Source organism: Klebsiella sp. D5A, assembly GCF_001620885.1.
In the GTDB taxonomy this organism is placed as follows: Bacteria; Pseudomonadota; Gammaproteobacteria; order Enterobacterales; family Enterobacteriaceae; genus Klebsiella; species Klebsiella variicola.
Window position 1 is genome coordinate 61607 of record NZ_LOAR01000007.1, and the last position, 19797, is coordinate 81403.

19 protein-coding genes and 1 pseudogene are annotated in these 19797 nt (G+C 58.5%); 7 read left to right on the forward strand and 13 right to left on the reverse strand.

The genetic code is table 11. The features are described 5' to 3' along the window. The first annotated feature begins 65 nt into the window (after positions 1–65). From treB to nrdG, 4 genes are all read left to right on the forward strand, one after another. Positions 66–1484, forward strand: a complete 1419-nt coding sequence (gene treB, locus AS136_RS11575) for a PTS trehalose transporter subunit IIBC (protein WP_063266788.1) — start codon at positions 66–68, stop codon at positions 1482–1484. A 51-nt stretch (positions 1485–1535) separates the two neighbouring features. Next, positions 1536–3191 (forward strand): alpha,alpha-phosphotrehalase, encoded by a 1656-nt coding sequence (gene treC / locus AS136_RS11580; protein ID WP_016160169.1) that lies wholly within the window; start codon positions 1536–1538, stop codon positions 3189–3191. A gap of 385 nt (positions 3192–3576) precedes the next feature. After that, positions 3577–5715, forward strand: a complete 2139-nt coding sequence (gene nrdD, locus AS136_RS11585) for an anaerobic ribonucleoside-triphosphate reductase (protein WP_032731807.1) — start codon at positions 3577–3579, stop codon at positions 5713–5715. A gap of 249 nt (positions 5716–5964) precedes the next feature. Further along, the gene (gene nrdG / locus AS136_RS11590) at positions 5965–6429 is read left to right on the forward strand and encodes an anaerobic ribonucleoside-triphosphate reductase-activating protein (RefSeq protein WP_012969085.1); all 465 of its coding nucleotides are present in this window, start codon (positions 5965–5967) and stop codon (positions 6427–6429) included. Between the two features lie 17 nt (positions 6430–6446). Here the strand turns inward: nrdG and AS136_RS11595 are convergent, their stop codons facing one another. The 10 genes from AS136_RS11595 to AS136_RS11640 form a co-directional block, all read right to left on the reverse strand. Continuing rightward, a complete protein-coding gene (locus AS136_RS11595; protein WP_023323526.1) occupies positions 6447–8357 on the reverse strand; it encodes a BglG family transcription antiterminator in 1911 nt (636 codons plus the stop codon). Between the two features lie 22 nt (positions 8358–8379). After that, entirely contained in the window at positions 8380–9534 is a 1155-nt protein-coding gene (locus AS136_RS11600) for a lactonase family protein (RefSeq protein WP_023323525.1), read from the reverse strand. 125 nt (positions 9535–9659) lie between these two features. Then, the gene (gene dagF, locus AS136_RS11605; RefSeq protein WP_008807137.1) at positions 9660–10400 is read right to left on the reverse strand and encodes a 2-dehydro-3-deoxy-phosphogluconate aldolase; all 741 of its coding nucleotides are present in this window, start codon (positions 10398–10400) and stop codon (positions 9660–9662) included. Next, positions 10397–11515, reverse strand: coding sequence for a DgaE family pyridoxal phosphate-dependent ammonia lyase (locus AS136_RS11610; protein ID WP_063266789.1), 1119 nt, complete (start codon positions 11513–11515; stop codon positions 10397–10399). Before AS136_RS11610 ends, dagF begins: the two co-directional genes overlap by 4 nt. Continuing rightward, positions 11499–12632: an amidohydrolase/deacetylase family metallohydrolase gene (locus AS136_RS11615; RefSeq protein WP_048271422.1), complete on the reverse strand. Its 1134-nt coding sequence runs from the start codon at positions 12630–12632 to the stop codon at positions 11499–11501. The genes AS136_RS11610 and AS136_RS11615 overlap by 17 nt, the downstream gene beginning before the upstream one ends. Before the next feature lie 113 nt (positions 12633–12745). Next, positions 12746–13390: a DUF4310 family protein gene (locus tag AS136_RS11620; RefSeq protein WP_004152267.1), complete on the reverse strand. Its 645-nt coding sequence runs from the start codon at positions 13388–13390 to the stop codon at positions 12746–12748. Positions 13391–13403: 13 nt separating this feature from the next. After that, positions 13404–14180 carry a DUF4311 domain-containing protein gene (locus AS136_RS11625; protein WP_002886897.1) on the reverse strand — a complete coding sequence of 259 codons (777 nt, stop codon included), beginning with the start codon at positions 14178–14180 and terminating at the stop codon, positions 13404–13406. A 21-nt stretch (positions 14181–14201) separates the two neighbouring features. Then, entirely contained in the window at positions 14202–14501 is a 300-nt protein-coding gene (locus AS136_RS11630; protein WP_004206503.1) for a DUF4312 family protein, read from the reverse strand. Between the two features lie 2 nt (positions 14502–14503). Next, the gene (locus tag AS136_RS11635) at positions 14504–14866 is read right to left on the reverse strand and encodes an SFCGS family glycine-rich protein (protein ID WP_004206501.1); all 363 of its coding nucleotides are present in this window, start codon (positions 14864–14866) and stop codon (positions 14504–14506) included. Between the two features lie 10 nt (positions 14867–14876). Continuing rightward, positions 14877–15215, reverse strand: coding sequence for a PRD domain-containing protein (locus AS136_RS11640; RefSeq protein ID WP_008807140.1), 339 nt, complete (start codon positions 15213–15215; stop codon positions 14877–14879). A gap of 103 nt (positions 15216–15318) precedes the next feature. Here AS136_RS11640 and AS136_RS28635 point away from each other — a divergent pair, with 103 nt between their 5' ends. Then, positions 15319–15450, forward strand: a complete 132-nt coding sequence (locus tag AS136_RS28635; RefSeq protein WP_012543089.1) for a hypothetical protein — start codon at positions 15319–15321, stop codon at positions 15448–15450. Between the two features lie 54 nt (positions 15451–15504). Here AS136_RS28635 and cybC read toward each other — a convergent pair whose 3' ends face one another. Both cybC and pmbA read right to left on the reverse strand, forming a co-directional pair. Next, complete coding sequence (cybC, locus tag AS136_RS11645; RefSeq protein ID WP_002886893.1) at positions 15505–15891, reverse strand: cytochrome b562; 387 nt, start codon at positions 15889–15891, stop codon at positions 15505–15507. Between the two features lie 36 nt (positions 15892–15927). After that, positions 15928–17280: a metalloprotease PmbA gene (gene pmbA / locus AS136_RS11650; protein ID WP_008807141.1), complete on the reverse strand. Its 1353-nt coding sequence runs from the start codon at positions 17278–17280 to the stop codon at positions 15928–15930. Between the two features lie 95 nt (positions 17281–17375). On the opposite strand from pmbA, the gene yjgA reads away from it, so the two are divergent. Continuing rightward, a complete protein-coding gene (gene yjgA / locus AS136_RS11655; RefSeq protein ID WP_004177664.1) occupies positions 17376–17927 on the forward strand; it encodes a ribosome biogenesis factor YjgA in 552 nt (183 codons plus the stop codon). Between the two features lie 333 nt (positions 17928–18260). Here yjgA and AS136_RS28640 read toward each other — a convergent pair. Continuing rightward, positions 18261–18376: pseudogene (locus AS136_RS28640) on the reverse strand (hypothetical protein). Between the two features lie 184 nt (positions 18377–18560). Here AS136_RS28640 and AS136_RS11660 point away from each other — a divergent pair. Beyond that, the gene (locus AS136_RS11660; protein WP_023323523.1) at positions 18561–19769 is read left to right on the forward strand and encodes an aldose 1-epimerase family protein; all 1209 of its coding nucleotides are present in this window, start codon (positions 18561–18563) and stop codon (positions 19767–19769) included. The last annotated feature ends 28 nt before the right edge of the window (positions 19770–19797 follow it).

The following is a 19797-nucleotide window of genomic DNA, read 5'->3' on the forward strand; positions in this document are numbered from 1 at the left end:
GAACGGTTAGGATGCCCTCAAGGTAAAAAACGGCATCTCTCCCCCTCTGTTTTTGAGGCTTCATCATGAGCAAAGTAAACCAGCAGGACATCGATAAACTGATCGAACTGGTGGGCGGACGCGGCAACATCGCCACCGTCACCCACTGTATTACCCGTTTGCGCTTTGTGCTGAACGACCCGGCCATCGCCAAACCAAAAGAGATTGAACAGCTGCGCATGGTGAAGGGATGCTTCACTAACGCCGGTCAGTTCCAGGTGGTCATCGGCACCGAGGTGGGCGATTACTACAAGGCCCTGCTGGCTACCACCGGCCAGACCTCCGCCGATAAAGAGCAGGTCAAGCAGGCCGCGCGGCAAAATATGAAGTGGCATGAGCAGTTGATCTCGCACTTTGCCGAGATCTTCTTCCCGCTGCTGCCGGCGCTAATCAGTGGCGGTCTGATCCTGGGTTTCCGTAACGTCATCGGCGACTTACCCATGAGCAACGGCCAGACGCTGGCTCAGATGCACCCGTCGCTGAAAACCATCTATGACTTCCTGTGGCTGATTGGCGAGGCGATCTTCTTCTATCTGCCGGTGGGGATCTGCTGGTCAGCGGTGAAGAAGATGGGCGGCACGCCGATCCTCGGGATCGTTCTTGGCGTCACCCTGGTTTCCCCGCAGCTGATGAACGCCTATCTCCTCGGCCAGCAGGTGCCGGAGGTGTGGAACTTCGGCCTGTTTACGATTGCCAAAGTCGGCTACCAGGCGCAGGTGATCCCGGCCCTGCTGGCGGGCCTGACGCTCGGCTTTATCGAGACGCGCCTCAAGCGCATCGTGCCTGACTACCTCTACCTGGTCATTGTCCCGGTCTGCTCGCTGATCCTCGCGGTGTTCCTCGCGCACGCCATTATCGGTCCGTTCGGCCGCCTGATCGGCGACGGCGTGGCCTTCGCGGTACGCCACCTGTTAACCGGCAGCTTTGCGCCGATCGGCGCCGCGTTGTTCGGCTTCCTCTACGCGCCGCTGGTGATTACCGGTGTCCACCAGACCACCCTCGCTATCGATATGCAGATGATCCAGAGCATGGGCGGCACCCCGGTGTGGCCACTGATTGCGCTATCCAACATTGCCCAGGCATCGGCGGTAGTCGGCATTATTATTGCCAGCCGTAAACAGAATGAACGCGAAATCTCGGTGCCGGCGGCAATTTCTGCTTATCTCGGGGTTACCGAACCGGCGATGTACGGTATCAACCTGAAGTACCGCTTCCCGATGCTGTGCGCGATGATCGGCTCCGGCCTCGCCGGCCTGCTGTGCGGCCTGAACGGCGTGCTGGCGAACGGCATCGGCGTCGGCGGCCTGCCGGGCATCCTCTCCATCCAGCCAACCTACTGGCAGGTGTACGCCATGGCGATGGCTATCGCGGTGGTGGTGCCGATTATCCTGACCACCGTGGTGTATCAGCGCAAGTACCGTCAGGGCACCTTGCAGATTGTCTAACTTCTTCTTTCGGGGCGCCTTTGGCGCCCCTCGTTGCAGCAGGAAAGCACTATGAATCATCTTCCCCACTGGTGGCAAAACGGCGTTATTTATCAAATCTATCCGAAGAGTTTTCAGGATACCACCGGCAGCGGTACCGGCGATCTGCGCGGCGTCACTTCCCGCCTCGACTATCTGCAGAAGCTTGGGGTCGACGCCATCTGGCTGACGCCGTTCTATGTCTCACCGCAGGTGGATAACGGCTACGATGTGGCGAACTACACCGCTATCGATCCCTCCTACGGCACAATGGCCGACTTTGACGCCCTGGTGGCGGAGGCGAAGGCCCGTGGTATCCGCATCGTGCTGGATATGGTACTGAACCATACCTCGACCGAGCATGAATGGTTCCGTCAGTCGCTGAATAAGGAGAGTCCCTACCGGCAGTTCTATATCTGGCGCGACGGCGAACCGGACGCGCTGCCGAACAACTGGCGCTCCAAGTTTGGCGGCAACGCCTGGCAGTGGCATGCCGACAGCGGGCAGTATTATCTGCACCTGTTCGCCATTGAACAGGCGGATCTCAACTGGGAGAACCCGGCGGTACGCGCCGAGCTGAAAAAGGTCTGCGAATTCTGGGCCGACCGCGGCGTCGACGGTCTGCGCCTCGACGTCGTCAACCTGATCTCGAAAGACCAGACCTTCCCCTGCGATGCGGAGGGTGATGGCCGCCGCTTCTACACTGACGGCCCGCGGGTGCATGAATTCCTGCAGGAGATGAGTCGCGATGTCTTTACTCCCCGTAACCTGATGACCGTCGGCGAGATGTCCTCCACCTCGCTGGAGCACTGCCAGCAGTACGCCGCGCTGGACGGCCGCGAGCTGTCGATGACCTTTAACTTCCACCATTTAAAGGTCGATTATCCCGGCGGTGAAAAATGGACCCTCGCCCGCCCGGACTATGTGGCGCTGAAAGCGCTGTTCCGTCACTGGCAGCAGGGGATGCACAATCGGGCGTGGAACGCGCTGTTCTGGTGTAACCACGATCAGCCGCGCATCGTGTCGCGCTTTGGCGACGAAGGCGAGTACCGGGTGCCGGCGGCGAAGATGCTGGCGATGGTGCTGCACGGCATGCAGGGCACGCCCTATATCTATCAGGGCGAAGAGATCGGCATGACCAACCCGCACTTCAGCAACATCAGCGACTATCGCGACGTCGAAAGCCACAATATGTTTATCGAACGCGCAGCGCAGGGGCAAAGCCCGGACGAACTGCTGGCAATCCTCGCCAGTAAGTCGCGCGACAACAGCCGCACGCCGATGCCATGGCACGCCGGGGAGAACGGCGGCTTCAGCGACGGTGAGCCGTGGATCGGCCTTGGCGATAACTACCGGGAGATCAACGTTGAGGCGGCGCTGGCGGACCCCGATTCGGTGTTTTATGCCTATCAGCAGCTGATTACGCTGCGTAAAACCCTGCCGCTGCTGACCTGGGGCGATTACCAGGATCTCCTGCCGGACCATCCGTCGCTGTGGTGTTATCGCCGTCAGTGGCAGGGGCAAACACTGGTGGTCGCCGCCAACCTGAGCCGCGACCTGCAGACCTGGCAGCCAGAGGAAGCCCAGGGCGACTGGAAGATGATCATCAGCAACTATGCAGAAACTACGCCCCGCCCGACCGGTCTGACGCTGCGGCCGTTCGAAGCCGTATGGTGGCTGCAGGCGTAAGGTACTTCTTGCCCGACAGAAACCGGAGCGTAATGCCTGGCATCGGAGGTGGATGCCAGGCATTTTTGCTTATTTTCCAGCCAGATAAATTTACATTTATCGCCAGCGCCCATCATCCGTACTCTCACCTTTTTACCTTGTTCTGGGTCAATAAAATCGCAAACATCTTTGATGCAAATCACTACATATAGAACTTAAAATGCGTCCCGGCCCTACATGTTGTATTAATCGTCTATTATGTCACCATATCTTGTCGATGTCTGGCGGTGATGAGATGTGGATAAAACGGGCCGGATCTGAAGGCAAACAGCACGAGCCGTAGCGTGCAGCGCCTTCGGGATAACCTCCGCCTCTGTGGATAACCTGTTCTATATATGGAGTGATCATGACACCGCATGTGATGAAACGTGATGGCTGTAAAGTGCCGTTCAAATCAGAGCGCATTCAGGAAGCAATTCTACGTGCAGCTAAAGCAGCGGGAGTCGATGACGCAGACTATTGCGCCACCGTCGCAGAAGTCGTTAGCCAACAAATGCAGGGCCGCGCCCAGGTCGACATCAACGAGATCCAGACTGCGGTAGAAAACCAGCTGATGTCCGGCCCCTATAAGCAGCTGGCGCGCGCCTACATTGAGTATCGCCATGACCGTGATAGCCAGCGCGAAAAGCGCGGCCGTCTCAATCAGGAGATCCGCGGCCTCGTCGAGCAGACCAACTCCGCGCTGCTCAACGAAAATGCCAACAAGGACAGTAAAGTCATCCCGACCCAGCGCGACCTGCTGGCCGGTATCGTCGCCAAGCACTATGCGCGGCAGCACCTGCTGCCCCACGATGTGGTGATGGCCCACGAGCGCGGCATGATCCACTATCACGACCTCGATTACTCGCCCTTCTTCCCGATGTTCAACTGCATGCTGATCGATCTGAAAGGGATGCTGACTCAGGGCTTTAAGATGGGCAACGCGGAGATCGAGCCGCCGAAGTCTATCTCTACCGCCACCGCGGTGACGGCGCAGATCATCGCCCAGGTCGCCAGCCATATTTATGGCGGCACTACCATCAACCGTATCGATGAAGTGCTGGCGCCGTTCGTCACCGAAAGCTTCAAAAAGCATCGTAAAATCGCCGAAGAGTGGCAGATCCCGGACGCCGAAGGCTATGCCCGCGCCCGTACCGAAAAAGAGTGCTACGACGCCTTCCAGTCGCTGGAGTATGAAGTCAACACGCTGCATACCGCCAACGGTCAGACGCCGTTTGTCACCTTTGGTTTTGGCCTCGGCACTAGCTGGGAGTCGCGCATGATCCAGCAGTCGATTCTGCGCAACCGCATCGCTGGCCTCGGTAAAAATCGCAAAACCGCGGTATTCCCGAAACTGGTCTTCGCCATTCGCGACGGTCTGAACCATAAGTTCGGCGATCCGAACTACGACATCAAGCAGCTGGCGCTGGAGTGCGCCAGCAAGCGCATGTACCCGGATATCCTCAACTACGATCAGGTGGTGAAAGTCACCGGGTCGTTTAAAACGCCGATGGGCTGCCGCAGCTTCCTCGGGGTGTGGGAAAACGAGGATGGCGAGCAGGTACATGACGGGCGCAATAACCTCGGCGTGATTAGCCTCAACCTGCCGCGTATCGCCCTGGAAGCGAAAGGCGACGAAGCCGCCTTCTGGGCGCTGCTGGACGAGCGCCTGCAGCTGGCGCGCAAAGCGCTGATGACCCGTATTGCCCGTCTGGAAGGGGTGAAGGCCCGCGTGGCGCCGATCCTGTATATGGAAGGGGCCTGCGGCGTGCGGCTGAAAGCCGACGATGACGTCTCCGAGATTTTCAAAAACGGCCGCGCGTCCATTTCACTGGGTTACATCGGTATCCATGAGACCATCAATGCGCTGTACGGTAATCAGCATATGTACGACAGCGAGGCGCTGCGTGAGAAAGGTGTGGCCATCGTCCAGCGCCTGCGCGACGCCGTCGATGTGTGGAAGGAAGAAACCGGCTACGGCTTTAGTCTGTACAGCACGCCGAGCGAAAACCTGTGCGACCGCTTCTGCCGTCTCGACACCGCCGAGTTTGGCATAGTGGAGGGCGTGACCGATAAAGGTTACTACACCAACAGCTTCCACCTTGACGTCGAGAAGAAGGTCAACCCGTACGACAAGATCGATTTCGAAGCGCCGTACCCGCCGCTGGCCAACGGCGGCTTCATTTGCTACGGCGAGTACCCGAATATCCAGCACAACCTGAAGGCGCTGGAAGACGTGTGGGATTACAGCTATGAGCACGTGCCGTACTACGGCACCAACACGCCGATCGATGAATGCTACGAGTGTGGTTTTACCGGCGAGTTCGAGTGCACCAGCAAGGGCTTTACCTGCCCGAAATGTGGTAACCACGATGCCGCTCGCGTGTCGGTTACTCGTCGGGTATGCGGTTATCTCGGCAGTCCGGACGCGCGTCCGTTCAACGCCGGCAAGCAGGAAGAAGTGAAGCGCCGCGTTAAGCACCTGGCCAATGGGCAGATCGGTTAAAGAGCTATGCGCTTTTCCCGGAGAGCGGCGCGCAGCGCCTTATCCGGGCTACTGTTTTGCACCGTCCGGTAGCCCGGGTAAGGCGGAACGCCGCGACCCGGGAAATGGCCGCATTCCTTCGTATTCGCAAAGCAATTAGCGTCAGAGCAAGGCGGCAAACGAGGGAATTCCCGGGAGCGTACATTCAGTACGTGACTGGGGTGAGCGAGCGCAGCCAACGCGGCTATGGCGTTAATTGAGAAGCGAAAAATGAATTACCATCAGTACTACCCGGTAGATATCGTCAACGGCCCCGGCACCCGCTGCACCCTGTTTGTCTCCGGCTGCGTCCACGAGTGCCCCGGCTGCTACAACAAGAGCACCTGGCGGGTGAACTCCGGTATGCCGTTTACCGCTGAGATGGCCGACCGCATCATTGCCGACCTCAACGATACCCGCATCAAGCGCCAGGGGATTTCACTCTCCGGCGGCGATCCGCTGCATCCGCAGAACGTCGCGGAGATCCTCAAGCTGGTTCAGCGCGTGCGCGCCGAATGCCCCGGCAAAGATATCTGGGTCTGGACCGGCTATAAACTGGATGAGCTGAATGAGGCGCAGATGCAGGTAGTGAACCTGATCAACGTGCTGGTCGACGGTAAGTTTGTGCAGGATTTAAAAGACCCGGCGCTGATCTGGCGCGGCAGCAGCAACCAGGTGGTACATCATTTGCGTTAATCCCCTCCGTCAGCCTCTCAAAACCGGCTGACGCACTCCATCGCCACCGTTTTAAACTCATTGAAGCTGCGGGTCGTGGCAAGGCGGCTCATGGCGCGCTCGCGCAGGAAAGTCACGAAAATATCGTAGATCGCCATCGCCTCTTCGTACTCGCGCTTACTGATGGCGAGCAGGAAAATGATATGGGCGGTTTCGTCGCCCCAGGCGATCCCCTGCGGGGCGATAACCGTATAAACCACCGTCTTTTTGGCCAGCAGTCCCAGGGAGTGCGGCAGCGCAATGCCATCGCCGAGCATGGTGCTGACAATCGCCTCACGCTCCACCACCGAAGCATGAAACTCGGCGTCAACAAAGCCTTCCTCCAGCAGCTGCTGGCACAGCTCGGCGAACAGCGTTTGCTGATCCATCGGCTTATCGACCACCCGGAAGTGGGCGGCATCGAAGTACTTATTCAGCATCCACGGACGGGTACGGTCCACCAACACCAGCTTGCCAATCTGATCCAGCTGATAGTCGGTGGGAAACGGCGCGATGGTCACCACCGGTTTGTCTTTTTCGCTGATGCGCACCGTGGAGATAACAAAATCCGCCTCGATCGCATCCCGCTGTTCATACTCGCGCTGGGAAATCGTGGCGGCGATCTCCAGCTGCGGATATTTGCGCTGCAGGATCGCTTCGATCATCCGTACCATCGCATTGCTGGTATCGCAGACCAGTAGCACCTGTGGTTGACGCTGGTAGCCAATGTTGTAGTGGCGCTCCAGCCCGACGCCGATATGCAGCACCAGGAAGCCAATTTCGTTTTCGCTGATGGTATAAGGCGTGTACTTCCCCCAGCTGGAGACCGCGGCGAGGGTCATATCCCAGGCCATCGGGTAGTGCTGTTTGATGTTATCCAGCAGCGGATTGGGGATCATGATCTGGTAGCGCACGCGGGTGATCATGGTTTTAATGTGGGTCAGCAGATCGGCGTGCAACTGGGCGTCGTCCAGCAGGTTGTAGTTATACTGGCTGTTGATGTAGCGCAGAATGTAATTGACCAGCGCTTCGTCATCGTCGGCGCTGATGGTTTCCGGGTCGACGTCCTGCACCTGACGGGCGGCGAGATGCACGCACAGCCACTCTTCTTCAGCGGGCGAGAAGGGTTTTCCGGCCAGCCGCTGCAGCTCTCCCGCCAAATCGCGCGCGGCGTCGCGGACGTTTTGCGCCACATCTTCAGCGTTGAAATCGGCCAGCGGATAGCCTTCGCTAACGCGGCGCACCACCACTGCGCCGTACAGGCAGATAAAGCGCTCACCGACATCAGTGAGGCGAATATGGTGCCGGGTAAGCGTCTCCTGTAGCACCGGCTCCAGCAGCGCAGGGACATCCGCCTCCAGCGCCTCGGCGCCGATCAACGGATTGATACCGCCCTGTTGGGCCAGCTCCCACAGCAGATCGGTCAGGCAGGCGCGAATCGACACCTCGCTACCAAACAGCTTCATGCCGTGGCGAGGGCGGGTTTCAAGGGTAAGCTGATAGCGCTGGAAGCGCTCACGCACCTCGACCATATCATTTTGCAGCGTCGCGCGGCTGACGAACCACTCATCCGCCAGATCTTCCAGCTTGATGGAGAACGCCGACGTCAGGAAGCGCACCAGCAGAAACGTGATGCGATCCTGGGCGGTTCGCGGCACGTGCTGCGTCTTCGGCGCCGTCTCCTCCAGCGCCTGAAAGCTCGCCGGGTTATCAATTTTCAGTTGATAACCGCTGCCGCGGTTGAGGATAAACTGCGCGCCATACTGCGCCAGCAGCGCATTCAGGGCGGTAATATCGGCGCGCACGGTACGGGTGGAAACCGACAGGCGTTGCGCCAGCTCATCCTGCGGCAGCGTTTCATTTCGCAGCAGGGTGAAGAGTTGCGCTAAGCGTTGGTTGGGAAATCGCATGTCAGTTCCTTGTGGTTACGGCTCAGGGTTGGGCGGATATCACCATCTGCGATGGGCTACCAACCGGCGTGTAGTCGGAGGCAAAGGTTAATTTGCCATCCTTCGGCGCCACGCTGAAGCGGGTAATATTATCGCTACGCTGGTTGATGACGTACAGCCACTGCCCTTGATTATCCAGGGTCAGCGTACGGGGGTAATCCCCACGCGTCCAGATATCCTCCTGGTGGCTCAGGCGGCCGTCGGCCTGCACCGTAAAGTGGGCGATGCTGTTATGCAGGCGGTTGGCGACATACAGCTGCTTACCATCGTTGCTCAGCGCCAGACCGGCGGCAAAGCTGGTGCCCTTATACTCTTTCGGCAGCGCGGAGACGGTTTTGCCTTCGCGCAGCAGGCCGCTTTGCTTATCCAGATGATAGAAAGTCAGCGTCGACGCTTCTTCGTTGATCAGCCACAGGCCGTCGCCCTTTGGCGTAAAGACGAAGTGGCGTGGGCCGGCGCCCGGCGACGAAGCGGCGATGAACGGCGGATCGTTCGGCGTCAGCTTGCCGCTGGCGCTATCCAGCCGGTACTGATAGATCCGATCCAGCCCCAGATCGGTGGAGTAAACAAATTTCCCGCTGGGATCGGCGGCGATCATATGGGCGTGCGGGCCATTGTGATCGCTGATGGCGAAGCTGCCCTCGACGGCCGCCGCCGGGCGTTCGGCGCCTGCCGGGCCTTCATCCTGATGCCTGTCCACTGCCTCGCCCAGGCTACCATCTTCTTTCACCGGTAGCACGGCGATACTGCCGCTGACGTAGTTGGCCACCAGCAGATGTTTACCATCCGGCGTCAGGGAGAGATACACCGGCCCGGCGCCGCCGGAGGCAACCTGGCTGAGCGCGGTCAGCTCGCCATTCTTCTCAATGCGCCACGCCTGCACGACGCCTTTTTCGACTTCACTGGCGGCATACAGCGTTTTGCCATCGCGCGACACGGTCAGTTGCGCGACGTTTGGCAACGCGCTCACCAGGGCCCTGTCACGCAGCGCACCGGTGTTGGCATCGACGGTAAAGCGGTACAGACCTTCGCCATTGGGATTATAGGTACCTACCCAGGCATAGTGGGTTTGCGCGGCGCCCGCGGCGGCGGCAAAAAGGGACAGTGAAGCGACAAGCAGATGACGAGCGACAGGCATAGCAACTCCTTGATGGTTCGGTGGGGTAAGTTTCCCCTCACCCCGGCCCTCTCCCAAAGGGAGAGGGAGAAAACCAGATGGTTCCCTCTCCCTCCGGGAGAAAGTTAGGATGAGCGGCAATAGCACTACTTCACTAACTGTTTGGTCATCTCCAGCAGCTGGCGCACATCGGCCGGGCGGGTGTTGCCGCTGGCTTTATCGATAATCGAGCTGTAGATATGTGGGATGATTTTGCTCACCCCGGCATCGAGAGCGATTTTCAGGATCTCGCTGTAGTTGTCCAGATCGATACCGCCGGTCGGTTCCAGCCAGAAATCGTGCGCAGCGCAGGCTTTGGCGACGGCTTCGAATTCGGCGCGGTGCTTCAGGCCGCCCATCGGGAAGTATTTGATGGAGCTGCCGCCCATGTCTTTCAGCAGCGCGATGGCGGTTTCCAGCGGCACAATGCCATCCGCCGCGCCGCTGCTCAGCGGGCCGGTGGAGATCTTCACCATTCCCGGCGTACCGGTCGGCGAGACCAGGCCATTCACCACGGTCTCATTCTGCCCGAGCAGCGCGCGGCTGGTAGCCACGCCGGTGAAGACCTGGTTGACGTGCTGCGGCTGCACCTGGCGAGAAATCTCGCTCACCATCGCCGACTGGTTTGGATCGCCTGCGCCCAGCCCGACGGAGAGCGCGTTATCAATAAGCTTCGCGTAGTCACGCATATCGGCCACCGCGCTGGCGACATCCGGATAGTTTTTGGAGAGCACGCCGACCAGGACGTGACCTTCCGCCGCGTCGTAAATTTCGCGGGCGTTGTCTTTGCTGCCCGCCAGGACGTTCAGGCACACGCGATCACGGTAAAAGTTTGGGGTCAGTTTCATGCTTGTTTCTCCTTGTTCAGCACTTCCGCGATGCGGCGGGCGACCACCGCCAGCTGCTCCGCGTTCACGCTGCGGACATCGGCTTCGATAATGCCTTCATTCGCTTTATAGCCGCGGAAGTAGATGGCGTATTCGCCCTGCTTCAGCGCGTTAACCAGATCGCCGGTCTTCACGCCGGTCACCGCTTCGTTGAATTTGATTTCGGCGCGGGCGATATCGCGACCCGCGCTATCCCACACCACCCGGGCGGTCACGCCGTTAAGCGTGTTGAGCTGTTCGATAAACGGCGTCATCTTCGCCACCATCTGCTCGCCGCTCTCTTTGCTCGCCGTCAGGTAGTATTCAATGGCGCAGGTCAGGCCGAGAATGCCCTCTTTACCCACTTTCATCGCCCGGCCAATCCCCATCGACTGGCGTTTAACCCACTCGACGTACTGCGTTTTGCCGATCACCAGCCCGCTGGTCGGCCCTTCAATGGCTTTTGCGCCGCTGTAGATCACCAGGTCGGCGCCCATGCGGTAGTAGCACTGCAGATCTTCTTCCGCCGCCGCATCGACAATCAGCGGCAAGCCATGCTGGCGCGCCACTTCCGCAGCCTGCGCGACGTTGAGCATGCTTTTCTGTACGCAGTGGTGGGATTTGATGTACAGGATCGCCGCGGTGCGCGGGGTGATTGCCGCCGCCAGCTGTTGGGCGGAACATTCGTTGGCGTAGCCCGCTTCCACCAGCTTACCGCCGCCCAGCGCCACCATCGTGCCAACCGGCGCGCCGAAGTTGACGTTGTGGCCCTTCGGCAACACGATTTCGTTATTCTCAATCGGCGTAACGTGCAGGTTCTCCAGCAGCCAGTCGCTGTCTTTCACCAGCACCGCCGCCACCGACTGGGCAATCCCCGCCGACGCGCAGGAGACAACGGTCGCCCCTTCCACATCCAGCAACCTGGCGATGTACTCGCCGGTTTTATTCACCAGGTCTTTCATTTCAAAGTACTGGTTCATACCGGCCATCGCGGCTTCCACCACTTCCGGGCGCGGCGTGGAAACGCCCAGCGCCGTCATGCGGCCCGAAGTATTAATCACCTGTTTTAAATGGTATTTCTCAAAAATCGAAGGCATGTTCCGCGCTCCCTTGTTCGGTCAGATAGCCTTTGCCCGCGCGGATCGCGGCCAGCGGCACCAGAATGTTGTCAGCCTGGAGGCTCTCTTTTTCGGCATCCACCAGCAGCGTGGGCCGGTGCTCCAGGCGAAATAGCGTTAAATCGGCGTCGAAGCCCACTTCCAGCCGCCCTTTACGCGACAGGCGCAGCCCCTCGGCGGCGCTGACGGTCACGCAGGCAATGACCTGCGGCAGGGTCATGCCGATGGCGAGGAATTTCGACATCACCAGCGCCAGCGAGCGCACCGGGCCATCGATACGGTTACGGCAGTAAATATCGGAGCTGATGGTGTGCGGCAGAATGCCCAGCGCAATCGCCCGCCGCGCCACTTCAAAGCTGAAGCTGGCGGTGCCGTGCCCAACGTCGAGGCGCACGCCGCGCTGCAGGGCGCGAGTAATCGAGCTACGCAGTTCGCCGGCGGGATTCAGAATGCGGTTCGGCTTGCCGTTATAGCAGTGGGTAATGATGTCGCCGCGGCTCAGCAGATCGGCGATTTCATCGAGGTTCGGCGGGTTATTGCCGATGTGCACCATCAGCGGCAGATCGCCGTTTTCCTGCTGAATGGCCTTGGCGCGCGCCAGCGGCGTAATGCCGTTTTCGCCGACGACGCTGCTGCTCATCCGCGCCTTCAGGCCGACGATAAAATCAGGATGACGCTGCACCGCCTGCTTCACCGCAGCGGCGTCGATATTGGTCATATTGGCCAGCTCATTCTGCGCAATCAGCCCGACGCGGGAGATGTTGAGCAACGCATAAACTTCCGTCGCCGCGTTACGGGTCAGTTGATAGAAGTCATCGACGTCGTCGGCGCCGGTGCTGCCGGCATCAATCACGGTGGTGACGCCGGTGGCGATGCCGACGCTGTCCGGCTCATCGTGATAAATCGGCGAATTCGGGTAGCAGTGAACGTGGGAGTCAATCCAGCCGGCGCTGACGTAGCTGTTGCCGTGCAGATCGAGGGTGTTGCGGGAGGGCGCGCTAATCTCGCCCAGCGCCGCGATTTTCCCGTCCTGGATGGCGATATCAGTCAGGGTATCGTCGACGAGGCGCGCACGGCGCAGGAGTAAATCAAACATAGCTATCTCCTGATGAAAAGGGTGAATCTGTTGCCGGATGGCGGCGTACCGCCTTATCCTGCCTACCAATCGCGCTGACGTGTAGGCCCGATAAGCGCAGCGCCATCGGGCGATTAGCTAATCGCCACCGGGAAGATGGAGCCGAGGATCATCGCGCCGAGGATGGCGCCGCCGGTGATCGGTTTCTGCCAGATGTAGAACAGCAGTGCGCCAACCAGCGAGCCAATCCCGATAGGAATCGAGGCGGTCATCGCGCTGAGGATAATCAAGGGACCGAGGAAGCGGCCGGAGGCATTACCGGCCCCCATCATCACGTCGGCGCCGTAAGTGGAATCGCTCTGGTTAATGGTGAACTTACGCGCCAGAATGATGATGTAACCCACTGCCAGACCAAGGACCAGGCCGGTGACCAGCGAGGCGGCGAAGTTCGCCACCGGGAAGACAAAGCCCGCGCCGAGCAGCAGCGCCGGTACGCCAAGACCGATACCGGTCTGTATCGCTCCGCCGATATCGAGGATCCCCACCAGCGACCCTTCGATGATGCGGGCGAACAGGAAGCTGGCGCCAAACGCCGCCACCGCGCCGTAAACGCCGGTATCAATCCCCGACTTCAGCATGGCCACGAAGGCCACTTCGTTAAAGGCGCCGATGCCGTACAGGTAGTACATGTGCGTCCCGGCGAAGACGCCGGAGGAGAGCAGGCCAACAAAGATCGGGAACGACCAGTCGGCATACCAAAAACCTTTATTCTGTTCCATTATCAGGCTCCCGTTACTTGCCGCTGAGTGAGTTGTGGATCATGTCCAGCCAGTTCGGCACGGTCAGATGGAAGGATTCGATCATCTTCATGTCGAAGCCGCGGAAGAAGCCGCTGAGGACAAACAGCGCGACGATGGCCACCATCATCACTTTAGTCACCCGGTTCCAGCCGCTCTCTTCGACGCCTTTACCGATCAGGATCCCCAGCACCAGACCCGGTACGGCGTTACCCATAATCAGCTGCGCGGCGCCGCCGAAAATCGTCGCCCAGAAGCCTGATTTCTTACCGGCATCGATAGCCGCCAGCCAGAAGATCACCGGCATCACGGTGTTCACCAGCAGGTTTGCCGCCGGCACCAGGACCTTAACCGCGGTCACCTGCAGCGCTTCCGGTACGGACGAGGCGGTGAGGTTGAGGAAGGCGACGACAATCATGCCGATGATGCCGCAGGAGATGGCCATTTTTTTCGGATCGTGCAGCGTTTCGCCGACGTTACGATTTTTCAGCATTAGCGCCGCCGCGCCCCAGTTGGGGATAATGCGGTGGTCAACATCCTGGGTGAAGGAGCCTGCTGCCACGGAAGAGGCCCAGGCGTTAAAGAAGAAACCGAGGCCAAAGGAGAAGTGGGAAGCCGGATCGCCTTCGCAGGAATTCAGCTCGCCCAGGGTTCGAAACGCCCCCATCCCCTGGGTGGTAGGGGCGTGAAACATGCGTGCCGCTCCGGCGCCCACGCCGACGCCGACCAGGCCGCCGATGATGAGCGATTTTATTAAAATTATCAGGAACATAGTCAGACCCTTTGCTAACAATCAGGTTTGCGTGACGAAATCCACTTTATCGAGATCGATGGCGGTCACGTTGACGGTGACGTCCAGCTCCACGCTGTAGGTCCGTCGTTCACGGCGCAAAAAGAAGAACAGGAAGGCCTCTTTTCGTACCGCTTCGCGCGCATGAACAACCGTCACGTCCTGTGGCTCAATACGCAGCAGAATGTGCGATGAGGTTTTCATCACCGCAGCCTGCACATGGTTCAGGGCATCGGCGAAGGCCCGTGATTTGCTTTCGCCTTTGCCGGCAACCCTCACCGTGGTGGTGAATTGCTCTTTCATACTTATGCGCCGTATTTCTTTTTCCAGGCTTCTACCAGGCGCTCGCCCAGCTCTTCTTTATCCATAAAGCCGAAGCCCAGCACGTTGCACCCTTCGTTGATGGCAGTGACGCCCTCTTCCACCGAACGCATGCCATATTTCGCTTTGTAGCCGTATTTGGTCTGGGCGGTGATGGCCCCGGCGCCGCCGCTGCCGCAGAAGGAGATGCCGAAGGTAGCGTTTTCCGCTTTCATCATGTCGCCAAGCTTCATATCGGCAGCAACGCCAGGGACGACCACAGCACGTGCGCCCGCTTTCTCAGCGCCTGCAGCGACTTTTTGGCCTTTACCCAGACGGTCGCCAATGACTACGGTGATTTGTTCCATGTTTTGCTCCTTACAGGTTTTCTTTTGCGACTTCGAAATGGACGGACAGCAGCCAGGCCTCTTCATCGGGCAGGTTGCCGAACTGCGCGACCACTTCGCGGGCCAGCGTCATTGAATCTGGTGAAATCTCTTCGAACAGGCTGGCATCCACTTCCGGCAGCGGTTCACCACTGATTGACCGGTGGGCCATGGCCCGCACGTGGGAAGTCAGCATTTGCTCCTGAACGTCGTTAGGGACGATGCCGTGACGGTTTAACAAGGCGTAAACCTGCTGCAGCATCTTGTCAGCCAGCCGTTCGGTCTGCGCTGCCTGCTCCCCTTCGTCGTGTATTACCGCTCCGTTATTCACTTCTGATACCCCGCTGATGTCTCTGGAAATCAAGGTAGCGCCGGGGGATGGGAGTTTGTAGCGAGTTGTTTTCCACTTCGAAGTGGAAAGGGAGACGGCAGGCGTGATCGACCCCACATATTCACAGGGAAAAGGCAAAAACGACGGCTATGACGTGAGATGTATCACAACAATGAGCGTGGACAAGGCGCCCGCGGCAGCGGAAAGGCCGGAAAAAGAGAGTGGAAAAATGTGATATCGGTAGGCTTTCAGGCGGGAGGCATCGGCTGATGCCTCCCGAAAAGAACGGTTAGCGGTACTTCTTATGGTAGGTGTTGCGGGTGGTTTTAAACTCCTCCGCGGCGGCCTGCGCCTCTTTCACCTTGCCTTCGTTCGCCAGCTTCAGCGCACCGTCGATCTGGCCGATCAGAATATCCAGACCATGACGGTAATCTTTCATCTCAGCGCTGTCGGCCGCTTTGCCTTCCAGCTTCGGCGGGGTCTCTTTCTGGGCATCGACCGCGGCGGTACGCATCTTATTCAGCGCCGCTTTCAGCTCGCCGGCGTCGGAGGTCTTCTGTACCACTTGCAGGTTTTCTGCCAGAGTGTCCATGTCTTCGCCCAGGTCGGCGAAGGCCGACGCTGAACCGAGCGCAAAAGCAGAGACAGCCAGCATCGCTAACAGTTTTTTACGCATTGCTCACTTCCTTTTTATTATTTAAGCAAACAGGTGTTATTGCCCGGCGATTTTCATCTCCGGCAGCAGCACAGAACCGCACTGAATGTTGCTGCGCGTTTCAATATCATCGCCAATGGTCACGATATTACGCCACATTTCTTTCAGATTTCCTGCAATGGTGATCTCACTGACAGGATATTGAATTTCGCCGTTTTCTACCCAGAAGCCGGATGCGCCGCGTGAGTAGTCGCCGGTGACGCCACTGACACCCTGCCCCATCAGTTCGGTAACCACAAGACCGGTGCCCATCTCTTTAAGCATCTTTGCAAAACTCAGGCCGCGGCCGTTAATGCGCCAGTTGTGGATGCCCCCGGCGTGGCCGGTGCTTTTCATCCCCAGCTTACGCGCCGAGTAGTTGGTCAGCAGCCACTGGGTCAGCACGCCGTCTTTGATGATGTCACGACGCTCAGTGCGCACGCCTTCGCTGTCGAACGGCGTGGAGGCCAGCCCTTTCAGCAGGTGCGGATGTTCTTCGATGGTCAGCCACTCAGGCAAAATTTGTTTGCCCAGCGAATCGAGCAGGAAGGTGGATTTGCGGTATACCGAACCACCGGCAATCGCTCCGACCAGGTGGCCAAACAGCCCGGTCGCCACTTCGTTGGCGAAAATAACCGGCGCCTTCATGGTCGACAGCTTACGCGGCGCCAGACGCGACAGGGTGCGGCGAGCGCACTCTTCCCCGACCCATTCCGGGGACTGCAGATCCTCGATCGCCCGGCCAATGGTGTAGGCGTAGTCGCGCTCCATATCGCCATCATCTTCCGCGATGACGCAGCTGGAGAGCGAATGGCGAGTCGAGCAGTAACTTTGCAGCATGCCGTGACTGTTACCGAACACTTTGATGCCGTAGTGACTGTTAAAGCTGCCGCCTTCGGTGTTGGTGATGCGTTTATCGGCCTTCAGCGCCGCTTGCTCCGCGCGGGCGGCCAGTTCGATGGCTTCGTCCGGGGAGACCTCCGCCGGGTGGAACAGGTCCAGATCCGGGGCGTCAAAGGCCAGCAGCTCTTTATCGGCCACACCGGCAAACGGATCCGGGGAGGTGTAGCGCGCAATATCCAGCGCCGCCTGTACGGTGCGGGCGATGGCGTCCGGGCTAAGATCGGTGGAAGAGGCGCTGCCCTTGCGGTTCTGATGGTAAACCGTAATGCCTAACGCCCCATCGCTATTGAATTCTACATTCTCCACTTCGCCATAGCGGGTGCTGACGCCGATGCCCGTCGTTTTGCTGACGGAGACTTCCGCACCGTCAGATTTACCTGCCGCCAGTTCCAGTGCCGTGGTAACGGCTTCTTCCAGCGTCTTACGCTGCTGTGCAACTTGAGAGATGACTTTCATTGCTAATGCCATAATGTAAGAAGGAGTTAACTGAAGTCTAACAGAGAACCGTTTTTCAGTGCGCGCCTTAACTGGTAACATTAGCCTCTTTTTTTAAGGAGCCTGAGATGACAAAGCAGCCCGAAGACTGGCTCGACGACGTGCCCGGTGATGACGTTGAAGATGAAGATGATGAAATCATCTGGGTCAGTAAGAGTGAAATTAAGCGCGACGCGGAAGAACTGAAGCGTCTTGGCGCGGAACTCGTTGACCTGGGGAAAAACGCGCTGGATAAAATTCCGCTGGATACTGACCTGCGCGACGCCATCGAACTCGCCCAGCGAATCAAAAAAGAGGGTCGCCGCCGCCAGCTGCAGCTTATCGGTAAGATGCTGCGCAACCGCGATGTCGATCCGATTCGTCAGGCGCTGGACAAGCTGAAAAACCGTCACAACCAGCAGGTTGCGCTGTTCCACAAGCTGGAGCAGATCCGCGATCGACTGATTGACGATGGGGATGACGCTGTCGCTGAAGTGCTGAACCTGTGGCCAGATGCTGACCGTCAGCAGCTGCGTTCGCTGATCCGCAATGCGAAGAAAGAGAAAGAAGGCAACAAGCCGCCGAAATCGGCGCGCCTGATCTTCCAGTATCTGCGTGAACTGGCGGAAAACGAAGGCTAAGTCCCGCTGTTTTTGCCCGCAATCGTCTCCCGGATGGCGGCGCGCTGCGCCTTATCCGGGCTACAGATCCCTGTATATCAACCGGTTAATCTGTTTCGTAGGCCCGCGCAAGCGCAGCGCCGCCGGGCAATCTGTACCAGACTCCGTTCCCGTCGTTGTGCCGGATGGCGGCTAACGCCTTATCCGGCCTACGGAGCCCTGTATATCAACCGGTTAATCTGTTTCGTACGTCCGCGCAAGCGCAGCGCCGCCGGGCAAGCTGTACCATGCTCCGTTCCCGTCATTGTGCCGGATGGCGGCTAACGCCTTATCCGGCCTACCTTCACCCCAGTTCTAAGGTTTGCGCCAGCAGGGATGTACCCTCCGTATCGCCTGGGGCCCCTCATCCGCACGACGATACGTTTGTTTTTTGCCTTGTTGCCAAGCTGAATCGTTAAAGCTAAAAACAATGTAGATCACATATCCTGGTGATAAATACGCATTACTTAGCAAAATAATACGACTTTCATCGCATTTAACATCATAAAAACGGCCACTTTCTCACCAGGTGAGGCGCTTCACATTTTAATCACCCCCATGCCGGTAGATTTCACACGTCAATGACACAATCGATTCAGCAAAAAGGGAATAAAAATGAAAAAGACATTGGTTCTGACGACGATCGCCCTGCTGGTTTCTGGCTCAGCCGCGGCAAAAACATGGGTGCTGACGAACGCTGAAGAGGGCATGGATAAAGGAAACTGGCAGATCAGCAGCGATCAGCTGAAGGTAAAAGACCATGCGTTCAGCATTGAGCAAAAAGTCCTGCACGGCGGTAAGCAAGAAGGCAGCAAAATCCTCACCATTCACAGTAAAGACGGCCTGACCATCACTCTCAGCCCAACCCGTGGCATGAACTTACTGCGTATTGAGGGTTTCGGCAGCCGGATGGGCTGGGATTCGCCGGTTAAAGAGGTCGTCAACCCGGCGTTTATCAACCTGGAAAGCCGCAATGGACTCGGCTGGCTGGAAGGATTCAACGAGATGATGGTCCGCTGCGGCTATGAATGGACCGGCCATCCGGTGACCGCGGACGGGCAGATTTATACCCTGCACGGCAAGGCGGGCAACACGCCGGCCTCGCGGGTAGAAGTCGAGGTGGCTGACAGCGCGCCGTATGAAATCCGCATCCGCGGGCTGGTGAAAGAGAGCACCTTCAAAAAAGCCGATCTGCAGACCCTGACCGAACTGCGCTACGTGCCGGGCAGCAACAGCTTCAGCCTGCATGATGTCTTAACCAACCATGCTGACTATCCGCATGATTATCAGATTATCTACCACAGCAACTTCGGCACCCCGATTCTGGAAGAAGGCGCGCGCTTCCTCGCCCCGATGTCCAGCATCAGCCCGTTCAATGATTACGCGAAGAGCGGGTTAAAAACCTGGCAGACCTATCAGGGACCGACCAAAGATTTTGACGAGATGGTATTTAATATTCAGCCGCTGGCCGATGAAAATCACCAGACCCTGGCCGCGGTGGTCAACAAAGCGGGCGATAAAGGGGCCTCCATTCAGTTTGATACCCGTCAGCTGCCGGTCCTGACGCTATGGAAAAACACCGACACCATCAAACAGGGCTACGTCACCGGTATCGAACCGGGCACCAGCTACGCCTATCCGGTCACCATTGAACGCGAACAAAAACGCGTGAAGCAGCTGCAGCCGGGCGCCAGCGCGCAGTTTGATCTGACCTACACCCTGCTGCACGACAGCGCTCAGGTGGCCGCCGTTGAGCAGAAAATCGCGCAGATTCAGGGCGACAATAAAGTCGCGGAGAACGAGACGCCGATCGCCAAAGAGTAAGGTTGTAACCAGTGAATTCCCGGAGCGG

Excerpts from the sequence above, each read along its gene's own strand:
- AS136_RS11635 (WP_004206501.1), bottom strand. The coding sequence starts at position 14,866 with ATGGAACAAATCACCGTAGTCATTGGCGACCGTCTGGGTAAAGGCCAA.
- cybC (WP_002886893.1), bottom strand. The coding sequence starts at position 15,891 with ATGCGTAAAAAACTGTTAGCGATGCTGGCTGTCTCTGCTTTTGCGCTC.
- AS136_RS11600 (WP_023323525.1), bottom strand. The coding sequence starts at position 9,534 with ATGCCTGTCGCTCGTCATCTGCTTGTCGCTTCACTGTCCCTTTTTGCC.
- AS136_RS11620 (WP_004152267.1), bottom strand. The coding sequence starts at position 13,390 with ATGGAACAGAATAAAGGTTTTTGGTATGCCGACTGGTCGTTCCCGATC.
- AS136_RS11595 (WP_023323526.1), bottom strand. The coding sequence starts at position 8,357 with ATGCGATTTCCCAACCAACGCTTAGCGCAACTCTTCACCCTGCTGCGA.
- yjgA (WP_004177664.1), top strand. The coding sequence starts at position 17,376 with ATGACAAAGCAGCCCGAAGACTGGCTCGACGACGTGCCCGGTGATGAC.
- AS136_RS11660 (WP_023323523.1), top strand. The coding sequence starts at position 18,561 with ATGAAAAAGACATTGGTTCTGACGACGATCGCCCTGCTGGTTTCTGGC.
- AS136_RS11610 (WP_063266789.1), bottom strand. The coding sequence starts at position 11,515 with ATGCCTTCGATTTTTGAGAAATACCATTTAAAACAGGTGATTAATACT.
- AS136_RS11615 (WP_048271422.1), bottom strand. The coding sequence starts at position 12,632 with ATGTTTGATTTACTCCTGCGCCGTGCGCGCCTCGTCGACGATACCCTG.
- treC (WP_016160169.1), top strand. The coding sequence starts at position 1,536 with ATGAATCATCTTCCCCACTGGTGGCAAAACGGCGTTATTTATCAAATC.
- nrdG (WP_012969085.1), top strand. The coding sequence starts at position 5,965 with ATGAATTACCATCAGTACTACCCGGTAGATATCGTCAACGGCCCCGGC.
- pmbA (WP_008807141.1), bottom strand. The coding sequence starts at position 17,280 with ATGGCATTAGCAATGAAAGTCATCTCTCAAGTTGCACAGCAGCGTAAG.
- treB (WP_063266788.1), top strand. The coding sequence starts at position 66 with ATGAGCAAAGTAAACCAGCAGGACATCGATAAACTGATCGAACTGGTG.
- dagF (WP_008807137.1), bottom strand. The coding sequence starts at position 10,400 with ATGAAACTGACCCCAAACTTTTACCGTGATCGCGTGTGCCTGAACGTC.
- AS136_RS11625 (WP_002886897.1), bottom strand. The coding sequence starts at position 14,180 with ATGTTCCTGATAATTTTAATAAAATCGCTCATCATCGGCGGCCTGGTC.
- nrdD (WP_032731807.1), top strand. The coding sequence starts at position 3,577 with ATGACACCGCATGTGATGAAACGTGATGGCTGTAAAGTGCCGTTCAAA.
- AS136_RS11630 (WP_004206503.1), bottom strand. The coding sequence starts at position 14,501 with ATGAAAGAGCAATTCACCACCACGGTGAGGGTTGCCGGCAAAGGCGAA.